At 36.3% G+C, this 12026-nt stretch carries 11 protein-coding genes and 1 pseudogene; 9 read left to right on the top strand and 3 right to left on the bottom strand.

Translation table 11 applies throughout. The annotated features are described in order from the left end of the window. Positions 1-204: 204 nt before the first annotated feature. The 3 genes from parE to SAZ04_RS06735 all read left to right on the top strand — a co-directional run bounded on the left by parE (position 205) and on the right by SAZ04_RS06735 (position 5234). Positions 205-2157, top strand: a complete 1953-nt coding sequence (gene parE, locus SAZ04_RS06745) for a DNA topoisomerase IV subunit B (RefSeq protein WP_431308972.1) — start codon at positions 205-207, stop codon at positions 2155-2157. Between the two features lie 2 nt (positions 2158-2159). Beyond that, positions 2160-4604, top strand: coding sequence for a DNA topoisomerase IV subunit A (gene parC / locus SAZ04_RS06740; RefSeq protein WP_332693004.1), 2445 nt, complete (start codon positions 2160-2162; stop codon positions 4602-4604). A gap of 150 nt (positions 4605-4754) precedes the next feature. Then, a complete protein-coding gene (locus SAZ04_RS06735) occupies positions 4755-5234 on the top strand; it encodes a metal-dependent hydrolase (protein ID WP_332693001.1) in 480 nt (159 codons plus the stop codon). Positions 5235-5330: 96 nt separating this feature from the next. Here SAZ04_RS06735 and SAZ04_RS06730 read toward each other — a convergent pair whose 3' ends face one another. Beyond that, the gene (locus SAZ04_RS06730) at positions 5331-6539 is read right to left on the bottom strand and encodes an MFS transporter (RefSeq protein ID WP_332692998.1); all 1209 of its coding nucleotides are present in this window, start codon (positions 6537-6539) and stop codon (positions 5331-5333) included. Positions 6540-6927: 388 nt separating this feature from the next. Here SAZ04_RS06730 and SAZ04_RS06725 point away from each other — a divergent pair. Continuing rightward, positions 6928-7126: pseudogene (locus SAZ04_RS06725) on the top strand (insertion element protein); the annotation flags it as partial. Positions 7127-7232: 106 nt separating this feature from the next. Further along, complete coding sequence (locus SAZ04_RS06720; RefSeq protein ID WP_332692995.1) at positions 7233-7610, top strand: hypothetical protein; 378 nt, start codon at positions 7233-7235, stop codon at positions 7608-7610. A gap of 444 nt (positions 7611-8054) precedes the next feature. Here SAZ04_RS06720 and SAZ04_RS06715 read toward each other — a convergent pair whose 3' ends face one another. Then, the gene (locus SAZ04_RS06715) at positions 8055-8795 is read right to left on the bottom strand and encodes an IS4 family transposase (RefSeq protein WP_332692992.1); all 741 of its coding nucleotides are present in this window, start codon (positions 8793-8795) and stop codon (positions 8055-8057) included. Between the two features lie 2 nt (positions 8796-8797). Beyond that, on the bottom strand, positions 8798-9022 hold the full coding sequence (locus SAZ04_RS06710) for a DUF4372 domain-containing protein (protein ID WP_332692989.1): 225 nt from the start codon (positions 9020-9022) through the stop codon (positions 8798-8800). A 61-nt stretch (positions 9023-9083) separates the two neighbouring features. Here SAZ04_RS06710 and SAZ04_RS06705 point away from each other — a divergent pair, with 61 nt between their 5' ends. The 4 genes from SAZ04_RS06705 to SAZ04_RS06690 all read left to right on the top strand — a co-directional run bounded on the left by SAZ04_RS06705 (position 9084) and on the right by SAZ04_RS06690 (position 11490). Then, on the top strand, positions 9084-9500 hold the full coding sequence (locus SAZ04_RS06705) for a hypothetical protein (RefSeq protein ID WP_332692986.1): 417 nt from the start codon (positions 9084-9086) through the stop codon (positions 9498-9500). Positions 9501-10039: 539 nt separating this feature from the next. Continuing rightward, positions 10040-10333, top strand: coding sequence for a hypothetical protein (locus tag SAZ04_RS06700; protein ID WP_332692983.1), 294 nt, complete (start codon positions 10040-10042; stop codon positions 10331-10333). A 169-nt stretch (positions 10334-10502) separates the two neighbouring features. Next, positions 10503-11228, top strand: a complete 726-nt coding sequence (locus tag SAZ04_RS06695; RefSeq protein WP_332692980.1) for a hypothetical protein — start codon at positions 10503-10505, stop codon at positions 11226-11228. A 34-nt stretch (positions 11229-11262) separates the two neighbouring features. Then, a complete protein-coding gene (locus SAZ04_RS06690) occupies positions 11263-11490 on the top strand; it encodes a hypothetical protein (RefSeq protein ID WP_332692977.1) in 228 nt (75 codons plus the stop codon). Positions 11491-12026 lie beyond the last annotated feature (536 nt).

The raw sequence follows: 12026 nt of genomic DNA, 5'->3' as shown, positions 1-12026 counted from the left end.
AAAATACGACCTTTTGAGGCACTTCTTTTTCTTTTTGCCAAACTTAATGAAATGCAGGATAATGGAAAATAGGTTGCGAATACTGAAATAACCGCTACAATAGATAAAGCAGCACTGTTCAAAAAGATAGAAACGTTTGTTCGCTTGTGCTACAATGTTCGTAGCATGTTGAAAGGAGTATCAAATTTGACTAAGAAACAACATATGGATTATAACGATGATGCAATACAAGTATTAGAAGGTTTAGAGGCTGTTAGAAAGCGCCCAGGAATGTATATAGGCAGTACGGACGCTCGCGGGCTTCATCACCTTGTATATGAAATAGTAGATAACTCCGTTGACGAAGCACTTGCTGGGCACGGAGCATACATAAATGTTACGGTTCACAGCGATAATAGTATCTCTGTTACTGATGAAGGGCGTGGAATGCCAACAGGAATGCATAGGTCAGGGAAGCCAACACCTGAAGTCATCCTTACTGTTCTTCATGCGGGTGGAAAATTTGGGCAAGGTGGGTATTCTACTAGTGGAGGCCTTCACGGGGTTGGAGCTTCTGTCGTTAATGCTCTTTCTGAATGGCTTGTTGTTGAAATTAACCGTGACGGGCAAGCTTATAAACAGCGTTTTGAAAATGGAGGAAAGCCAGTTACGACTCTTGAAAAGGTTGGAAAAACACGTAAATCTGGAACGACAATTCACTTTAAGCCTGATACAACCATTTTTAGTGCAACAACGTATAATATTGAAACGTTGACAGAACGTTTACGTGAAGCCGCTTTCTTACAAAAAGGGCTAAAAATTGACCTTGTTGACTTGCGAGGGGAAGGTTCACAAAAAGAGTTTTATTTTGAAAATGGAATTGAAGCGTTCGTTGAATATTTAAATGAGGATAAAGAAACATTAAGTCCTGTTGTTTTCTTCTCAGGAGAACAAAATAATATCGAGGTCGATTTTGCTTTTCAATTTAATGATGGTTATACGGAAAATGTCTTATCTTTTGTTAATAATGTTCGTACTAAAGATGGTGGTACTCACGAACTTGGTGCAAAAGCGGCAATGACACGTGCTGTGAACGAATATGCAAGAAAAGTAAAGTTGTTAAAAGAAAAAGATAAAAATTTAGATGGATCAGATATCCGTGAAGGTTTTACATCGATTATCTCCGTTCGAGTACCTGAAGAAAAACTACAATTCGAAGGGCAAACAAAAGGAAAACTAGGTACAGCAGAAGCACGTTCAGCAGTTGATGGTGTCGTATCAGAAAAGCTTTCTTACTTCTTTGAAGAAAATCCTGATGTCAGTACAATGTTGATCAGAAAATCTTTGAAAGCCCAGCAAGCACGAGAGGCGGCTAGAAAAGCGCGAGAAGATGCAAGAAATGGCAAAAAGAGCAAACGAAGAGATGTTCTTTTAAGTGGGAAACTAACACCTGCTCAGTCGAAAAACCCCGAGAGAAATGAACTATACTTAGTTGAGGGTGATTCTGCTGGAGGTTCAGCTAAGCAAGGCCGTGATCGCAAGTTCCAAGCCGTTCTTCCTCTACGGGGTAAGGTGATTAATACGGAAAAGGCAAAACTTGAAGATATCATGAAAAATGAAGAAATTCGTACCATTATCCATACGATTGGAGCTGGAGTTGGGTCTGATTTTGCAATAGATGATGTTAATTATGATAAGGTCGTTATTATGACTGACGCAGATACAGATGGTGCTCATATTCAAGTTCTTCTGCTAACATTCTTTTACCGCTATATGCGTCCACTATTTGATGCAGGCAAAGTATACATTGCATTGCCCCCTCTATATAAAGTGAGCAAAGGAAGCGGTAAAAAAGAAGTGGTTGAGTATGCGTGGGATGAGCGCGAACTTGACCAGGTGACTAAAAAAGTTGGACGAGGCTATACATTACAACGTTATAAAGGTCTTGGGGAGATGAATGCGACTCAACTTTGGGAAACAACGATGGATCCTGAGACAAGAACACTGATTCGAGTCAAGCTTGATGATGCAGCCCGTGCCGAAAAAAGAGTGACAACACTAATGGGTGATAAAGTTGAACCTAGACGTAAATGGATTGAGTCTAACGTCGCATTTGGAATGGAAGAAGACTCGAACATCTTAGAAAATGAAAACATAGCAATTATTGAGGAGGAGTAAGCTTGGTACAAACAGAGCGTTACTTAGACCTTCCCTTAGAAGACGTGATTGGTGACCGTTTTGGTCGTTATAGTAAATATATTATTCAAGAACGTGCATTACCTGATGCAAGGGATGGTCTTAAGCCAGTTCAACGTCGTATATTGTATGCGATGTATAAGGAAGGCAATACAGCAGAGAAACCATTCCGTAAATCAGCAAAAACGGTCGGTAATGTTATTGGTAATTACCATCCGCATGGAGATTCATCTGTTTATGAAGCGATGGTTCGAATGAGTCAGGATTGGAAAGTACGGAACATTTTAATTGATATGCACGGAAATAATGGGTCAGTTGATGGTGACCCTCCAGCAGCGATGCGTTATACGGAAGCTCGTCTTTCCAAAATAGCTGCTCAGTTATTACGTGATATTGATCGTGATACAGTTGATTATATTCCCAACTTTGATGACTCTGAAGATGAACCTGTTGTATTACCAGCCATGTATCCAAACTTGCTTGTCAATGGATCAACTGGGATATCAGCAGGTTATGCAACAGATATCCCGCCACACCATTTAGGTGAAATTATCGATGGTGTTATTATGCAAATGGAAAAAACAAACACGACACTCGATGATTTATTACAAGTCATTAAAGGACCTGATTTTCCGACAGGTGGTACTGTTCAAGGCCTTGACGGGATTCGTCAAGCGTATCGTACCGGAAAAGGAAAAGTGGTTGTCCGTGCGAAAGCTGAAGTTGAAGAACTTCGTGGTGGGCGCGAACAAATTGTCATCACTGAAATTCCGTATGAAGTCGTAAAAGCAAATTTAGTTAAGAAGATGGATGAGCTTCGTTTTGATAAAAAAGTTGATGGAATTGCTGAAGTTCGCGACGATACGGATCGCACTGGACTGCGCATTGTCGTTGAGCTGAAAAAAGAAGCAGATGCCAATGCAATTTTAAACTATCTACTAAAAAATACAGATTTACAAGTTACATATAATTTCAATATGGTAGCAATCGCTAATAAAGCACCGAAATTGATGGGGCTTCAAGCACTCATTCAAGCCTATATTGATCATCAAAAACTTGTTTTTACAAGACGAGCAAAATATGACCTGAAAAAGGCGCAAGATCGTCAGCACATCGTACAAGGTTTAATCAAAGCGATTTCCATCCTTGATGAAGTCATTACAACAATCCGTGCATCGAAAGATAAAAAAGATGCAAAAGAAAACCTAATTACAAAATTTGATTTTACCGAAGCACAAGCTGAAGCAATTGTAACGTTGCAGCTTTATCGCTTAACGAATACGGACATTACGACTCTTGAAATAGAAGCAGCTGAACTTGAACGCAGAATTCATGAGCTCGAGGCAATCCTTGATAGTGAGAAGAAATTAATTAAAGTGATTAAAACCAATCTTCAAATGATCAAAAAGGAGTTCGCTGATTCTCGTCGTACGATCATTAAAGAGGAAATTGAAGAAATCAAAATTAACATGGACGTCCTAATTGCTTCTGAAGATGTGGTGGTAACAGTAACTAAAGAAGGTTACGTAAAGCGTACAAGTATCCGTTCCTATACGGCCTCAAGTAAAGAACCCCCGGGGATGAAGGAAGGGGATTATTTATTAGGACATTTTGAAATAAACACGACCCATACCCTTCTTATATTTACAAAAATGGGAAATTATCTCTATTTGCCAGTTCATCAACTTCCAGATATTCGTTGGAAAGATAATGGACAACATATCGCTAATATCGTTGGGATTGATAAAGATGATGAAATTGTTGAAGCAATGGGAATAGAAGCATTTAACGAAGAACAATCTCTACTCTTCTTAACGAAAAACGGAATGGCTAAGCGATCTCAATTATCGCTATATCAAGCGCAGCGTTACTCAAAACCACTGATGGCTGTTAAATTAAAAGATGATGATGAAGTGATTTCTATAAGAAAAACAAATGGAAAACAAGAAGTATTCCTTGCTACGAAGTTGGGTTTTGGTTTATGGCTCGGTGAAGAGGAAATAAATCTAGTTGGCCAACGGGCAGCGGGAGTAAAAGCAATTAACTTAAAAGATGATGACCATGTAATTGATGCTACGACATTTAACATGGACGAAAAGGTTGAATTCTTTATTGTTACTCAACGTGGAGCAGCAAAAAAAATGTCTTTATCTGAATTCGATAAATCAGGTAGAGCGAAGCGCGGCCTTGTTATGTTGCGTGAACTCAAATCAAATTCTCATCGGATTGTAGCGTGCAAGCGAGTTATTTCTAAATCAGATACGTATATGATTCAAACGGAAAAAGGAACGAATGTGACGATAGCACCAGCTAAATTCCGAAATAGTGATCGATATAATAATGGTTCGTTTATTATTGATACGACTGTTGAAGGCTTAATAATCGGAGTTTGGCAACAAATTGTAACAGAGAAAAAAAACGATGAGTAGGCTTCCTACTCATCGTTTTTCAAGTGCCATTTTACTGTTTGTACTTACTCTTGATAAGAACTTTTGTTCTGTGGTATGGTAGTTGTGGAACCAGGTAACTATTTAGTTTACTACAATGTTATTATGTAAAGTGAAAAGAGATGAAACGGCATGAAAGGACCAACTCATATTGTAGGTGGGTTAGCGGCAGCAACTTTTACAATGAATGTACTTTCTGTACATATTCAGGAACCTATCATTTTTTATGGTGCAGCTCTTTTTGGAGCCATCATACCGGATATTTGTCATCCAAGATCAATGATAGGAAGAACCGTTCCGTTGTTGTCGAATATGTTAAGCAAAATGTTTGGGCATCGTTCTATTACACATAGTTTGTTCTTTATCTTTCTTATTTATTGGGGACTGCAACAATTGGAATTCCGTGGTTCTAATGATTTACAATTAGGTATTATCGTTGGTGTTATAAGTCACATTATATTAGACTTACTTACACCTCAAGGGACAAAACTCTTTTATCCAATCAAATCAAACATTAGAATTCCATTTTATGTGAAAACTGGATCAATTCTCGGTGAGAATAGTGTAATGGCAATCTTACTTGTAATGACAATCTATTTGTTAGTAGCGTAATACAATCTATTTTTATAGGGAGATCCTCAAATCACTTGTGGATGAGCATCATAAGTGATTGAGGACTTATTAGTAAGGTATGGATGTTGTTGATTATTACCCTTTTGTACGTGCCATGAAAAGAACAACTATGGTTGCAATAATCGAAAGGAATCCACATAAATAAAATACGAAAATCAACTCAGCTCGTTCTGCTATCTCACCTGCAAATAATGGCCCTATTAATATCCCGACCGCATAAAATGATTGATAAAAGCCCATTGCTGAATTTTTTAAATCGGTAATACTGACTTGAATGACCATGCCCAGTAGTAAAGGGAAAATAATGCCTAACGTTAGTCCAATGCCAGCATGTATAAAACATAAGGTAAATAGTGAATTTGTTAAAGGAATAAAGAAAAGAAAGATCGATGTAGCACAAAAGCAAAAGAGTAAAACCTTTTTTTGCTTTTGCAAGTCTACTTTATAGAACATTAGCCAAACAGATGCAAGTGCATGTGGAATAAAGAATGCGCAAATTAATATCGTAACAGCATAAGTTGCTTCAGATAAATGAGTCGCATACATCGGCGAGAATCCGAAAATCGTAATAAATAAAATAGAGTGTGCACTTAAGGATAAGAAGGTTATCGTTTTTAACCCTTTTAGTCTATACGTTTTCTTAATATGTGATAGTATATGAAATTCTTGTTTGCGACTTGGACGACTAGGATATGAAACTTCTTTTATACGAAAAGCTAAGAATATACCAATAATTGATGTAACAGCAGCCACCCAAAAAGGAAAACTCCAACCGAAATAAAGCACCAAATAACCACTAATGATCATACTGGAAAATTGCGCAAAGACAGTCAGAAATTGAATTCTACTCATCGCTTTTGAAGCTTGATCAGAATGAAAATACTGTGAATATAAAACGGTTGCCATTACCCACATTGCAGCTGTTACTCCTGCAAGAAGGCGAGCCGTAAAAATAGCAAAGAAGGTATTAGAAAATAGAAGAAGGAGACTACTAGCTAGGGCAACGAAAAAACCGAAGATTAATAATTGCTTTCTTAACCCTATAAGATGATCTGAAATAACTCCTAATGGGAAGCGAAGGAGAATTTGTGTTACACCATAGCTCCCTAGTATGATACCGATGAACGAATATGAAAACCCGATATTTTCCAAATGCAATCCAAAAACAGGGATGTAAATATATGTGGAAAACCAAAAACAAAAAACAGTACTTAAAAAGATTATATGATCTTTCTTGGTCGCGTCTGGTACTTCTTTCTGAACATGTTCAGCTGCAACTTGCAATAATATTCCCTCCAACTCTGTAAAGTTAAGCGCTTTCGATATAAATCGTATACATTAAAATAAAAACTGTCAATCTAAAGTAGTGTCGGCATTCAGAAAAGGTATTCCGATACAAAAAGAGTCTAAGCAGCTACTGGTTGTGACTAGTCCTTTTTGAGACATCTTTCCTTAATAGTGCAACGTGAGAATGGTCATTACCACAAATAAACACATATTTGGTTCAGTTATTCTGTAGCTTAAACACCCAAACATAGGTTCCAAATAAGAAAAAAAGGCCAGTTGCTAACCTAATATCTGAAATTCATCAAGGAGCTAAAAATCTTGCAAATTATTGAAAACAATTGTTAGTTTCATTGTGGACAGCTTTGTTTCACTCTAAACTGCGATGAACCGGAAAAGTTATATCTATTCAAACTTTAATCCTCGTTATGCTCAAATGGCGCTGACCATCCTTCGAACCTATTATAACTTTTGTTTATCTTATAAAACCAGACAAGGTAAACAAGAGATTGTTGCAACACCAGCTCAACGTCTGGGGAATTGCGAAAAAACAGTTTTCTCTAAACAATATCATTTACATGCAATGAGCCGAGCGTAATTTATCTCGGTTTTTTTTCTGAAATTTTTCAAGGATTAATGGAATTTTATGTTAAAGTAATAAAGGGTTATTCAACGGGGCAGAAGGGTTTTTCATTGAAAGTAATTGGTTGGATAGGAATATTACATGTTACCATTATAATAGTCTGGATGATTATAAATATTGTCTTTAGTATTTCTAATCCTGTCCACTATATTGAAGGTGAAACGTTGGCAGAGACAGGAATCGCTTATTATAGTGAGTTTCCAGGGTATTTAGGTATGGACCATGGTAGTAAGGCGTTAATAATGTTGCTCTCAATTACATTACCTATTGGACTATTTATCCGTTTGAAGAAAACAAAAAATTTTAGTTTAACAAACACAATTGGTTTAATTTCTGGTTGTTTAGGTTTTGCTTTGTATGGTTTATCGCTAATGCTTCAAGCTACAACAGTTGAATATGCTTTTAATCTATATAATTCAAGTCATTAGCATTGCATAAATAAGTATCTTTATTGTCAATCGAACCGTTTCGTTAAAGGCTGGATTAGAAAGAATATTCTGATTTTATCGTGGTGGACCTAAGTGAAAAACGGACAACACTGACGTGTGCGGTAGTCCTTATCCACAATTTTAGATTTATAGATGTTCCTAGTTTGTAAACACTGGATCGTACATTAAGTCGTCTAAATGGCTCACCTCACCTTCAAGGAATTGTTGCTCAATCACTTGAAACTCTGCCTCCCAGTTCAGTTTTCGACGTCCTTTCGATGAACGCGCGGGCTGCCTGAAAAGAGCGCATAGGAATGCATCAAATCCATCAAATAAGAGGGTTTTCAACGTTTGCTTGATTTCAAGTAATGGTCCCTCGTGATGGACACTTTGTTGTAAGAGCACTTGTAAACAGTACGTGATGAGAGCGATCCAGATTTGTTTTCAAACGGCATTCTCACTCTTGCCGTAGAAGCTTTTGAGCTTGAGGTGCAGCTTTATCCATTTAAAGAAGGTTTCGATTTTCCAACGATAGCGGTAGAGTTCACCGATTTCGTTAGCTGAGAGCTCAAAACAGTTGGTGACGATGATCACCGTGTTTCCTTCACGATCTTTGGTTTCAACAAGACGTAAAGGATGGGTCATTTTCGTTCCGTTCTGTCCATTGCCGAGAAACACTTCTTGATCTCTGGAAATAAGAGATTCAGGATCAGGTACTTGTTCAGAGAGCACCTCAATTTGCGCATTCTTCTTTAAGCGCGTGATAAAACGAACATCCTGTAAACAGAATTCGTCAAACTTCTTATAGTCGTTGTACCCTCGGTCAAATAAGTGGATTGCATCTGAATCAATGTCGATGAGCTCACTCATTTGTGTGCGATCTGCGTGTTTAGCTGGTAGTAATACACCTTTATCAGGAATCGTCAAATCTTTCGTCACGATCACTCGTAAGTGAAGCCGTATTCCAGCTTTCGTTTTACGAAATGTTGCCCAAGGAAATTGGCTAAGACTCATGCTCATCGTCGTTGAATCAATTACGTATAAACGACCTATATCACGAATGATCGCAGGTTGTTTGAGGGTCGCTTGAGTCTTTAAGACGAGGTGATGAAAGATCTTTTCAAAGATTTTAGGTGATAAGCTCCCAAGCTTTCTAGAAAGTTGTGATGTACTGATTGTGTCCAACGCTAGTTCAAGCTGATAGGTTTTCTTGTATTCACCTGCTTTGATAAGAACGTTAGGCTTTCCGTTTCTTCCAATTGCGCAAGAATAAGCAGTTGAAAGAACTTGTATGCCGATAATTTCTTCACATATTTATCCAGGTCTATGACGTTAATCAGCTTAGAAAAAGTTTGTTCATCTATTCCTTTTAGTAGTTCATTAATTGTAGATTTTATGGTATTCTTGTCCATGGTGAGCTCCTTTTAATTGGGATTTGGACAGAACTACCAATCCTAATTATAAGGAGTTTTTTTGTGCCTTGAAACCATAAATTACTCAAAACTACTTGACAAATTTGAAGAACTTTATGCAAAGCTACTGAATTCAAGTGAAAATATATACACACGTCAATTCGCAACATTATTATATGAGTGGTCAATGCTTGAGGGTGGACTATCTGTAAGCATTTATATAATTGCGAATTTATTGTTATCTACTTGGCTTATAACACATTCAGCAGGTTTATATGTTTTAGACAAGACGAAGAAACTAAGTATGTTAGGTTATTTGACAGGGGTTTTACAAATTTCAGGTTATTTGCTTTCGTGGTTCTTTCTAATGCATGGAAAGCAAAACATGCATGATTTTAATGAATTAGTTGGTCTACTTTTCATGTTCTGGATACTAATTATTAGCATTAAGATTGTCAGAGGGAAAGTAAGTGCTTGAAATTCAATGTAAAATTAAGTAAGTATAAGTTATTTAAATTTCTTCAACTAACGCTCTTTAGTACAATAAGAAATGAAAATATGAGTAAAAACGCACAGATTTTAATCTGTGCGTTTTTGTGTGCTAATTACAGTGTTAATTTACATGGAATATCAATGTGAATTGCACAATTCACATTTTCCCTCCCATAACTGAACCCGTTAGTATTAACTAGCGCCCTTTTTCTTCCAAATAGAGTAATTTTTATAGATTTGATAAAAACCAAAAACGTACAAAACTATTACCATAACGTAGAAAAAGATAGTCGTCCCATCCAACGAACCAACTGCGAACAACGACCTTTCTAGATACAACATCACCGCTATAACAAACAAAGTCAAGATGTACAACCCAATTACAACAATCTCTACGTTCCTTTTACCCTGCATCCAGTGTACTATAAGAAATCGGAAGGGTAGTTAGACGTTTGGAAACAACTCTTACGCTCATATTTATATCGGGAATGCTACATTAGAGCGCGTTAAACGTGACACGGAACGTTGGAAAGAAGAAGTGGAGATTATAACTGGACCAACGCCCTTATACTTTTTCCGTTTGGTTCCCGTGTGAAATATTGCGGAGAACGATTTCAATATCTCGTCGAAGAAGGGTATGAGGTGTTCGCTGCCGTTGGACCCACAACTCATGCAGAAATCATACATAATGCATATACTCAAGATCGTCGTCGTATCGATGGTATGGCATTTATTGAGAAACCCCATCTATTAACAGATTTACTAGACTCTGATTATGTTTTAGATAGAGAGAATCGATCTGAACAGTATTTTAAGTAAAAGAAATAGGGATTTGTGGTAATGGAACAAAAACGGCAATATAACCATAACCCCTTTAAATTCTATTTGTCTAGTTTTGTCGAATTTGTTGTATTCCTTTATCTTTAAATTAATATAGAAATTGTAAATTGTTGTTAATGTAATTAAACAAATTGGAGGAAAGTATTAAATGATTAAAAATTTCCTTACTAGTAGCAGGATTTCTGCATTGTTAGCTGTTTTGTTAATTTTTTCAGTTTTAAATTCATCTTTAGCATCTGCTCATAGTGGAAGTAAGCATAATGTGATGGATGAAGGTCTCGAATGGGAGTTTGAATTTGAAAGCTTTGAAGATATTCCAAAAGAGCTGTTAGATCCAAATTATTATTCTGAAGATGAGATTATAAAAATTCCTGAAGAATATTTAAATCCATATCATGAAGATGCTCTTTACACTACAAATAATCCATATGGAAATGATTACAATGGAGGATTCCAAACTTTCGCTATTGGAGCAGCTGCAGGTGTATATTTTATTCCAGGTATTGGACAAATAGCAATTACTGTTACTGGTGCTCTTGTAATTGGTGGTGCTACTATAGCTGCAGGATCTTGGCTTTATAATCAAGTATCTGCTTATTTTACTGAAAAAGCATATCAAGATGCTAAAAAAGATGGAAAAAAGACTGCAAATCATTCGACGAGTACAAGTCGGTCACTACCGACTACAGGAAAAGCACATTCTTCAAAAGACAAGATAAAAGATGGGAAAGTTGAACAAAGAAGATATTATGATAAAAACGGAAAAGCTGATGTAGATATTGATTATACTGATCATGGTAATCCTAAGCTTCATCCTAAAGTTCCTCATAGACATGATTGGATTAATGGTAAAAGAAGTTTAAAGTGGTACTAAAAATAATAACAATAAATGAAATGAGGTAGAAGTAATGAGGTTGGAAGAATTTATTGAACTGCAAAAGAGTGTAAATATTGGTGAAGAAATTTCTTTTGAATATAAAAACGATAGATATTGGATTAGCCAAAATCCTGGAAAGTGTTATTTAACAAGAGTTAGCGATTCGTATACTCAGGAATTCAATAGTCCCAAAGAGTTATTTGAAAAAGCTACAATTGATGGTCGTACTTTGTCTGAGTTATATTTGGAGTTAGATTAATTTGTAGTATCTGGTAGGACAGGCTCCTTATAGAGTCGAGTCAGTTAAAGTAACAATAATTTTTTGTGTTGAAAGAGGGAGAAAATATCTTCGTCTCCTATAACTTTAAACCCGAGTATTTATTTTGTGAACCATTCTTGTTGAACTATATCAGCCAATAAAAGCTATTATGATCTTCCACAATCGGGCGCGATTGTGGAACAAAAAGTAAAAGGAGTGAAACATATTATACATGACTAATATATTTCACTCCTTATTTTTTATGACTTTTTACGATTTAGGTCTTGATAAAATGCTTATTGTGTGATTTGGTTCCATTACTACACAGACCCCTATCTTTACTCTTGTTGTCTAAAACTTATAACTTTAGTACTGGTAACTGAACAATTTATGGATTGTGAATTAGGAAAATTGTAACATTTATGTTGTAGTTTCTAACTCAAATGTTAATATTAATGTCACTAGTGTTGCATTAATTTAATTTCACTATTATAAATACTCCAAATGTTCAATAATTTTATTTTGCGCAAAGAAAA

It is taken from the genome of Halalkalibacter lacteus, assembly GCF_036663595.1.
Lineage (GTDB): Bacteria > Bacillota > Bacilli > Bacillales > Bacillaceae_D > Halalkalibacter > Halalkalibacter lacteus.
This window is presented reverse-complemented; position numbering and strand designations above follow the sequence as displayed.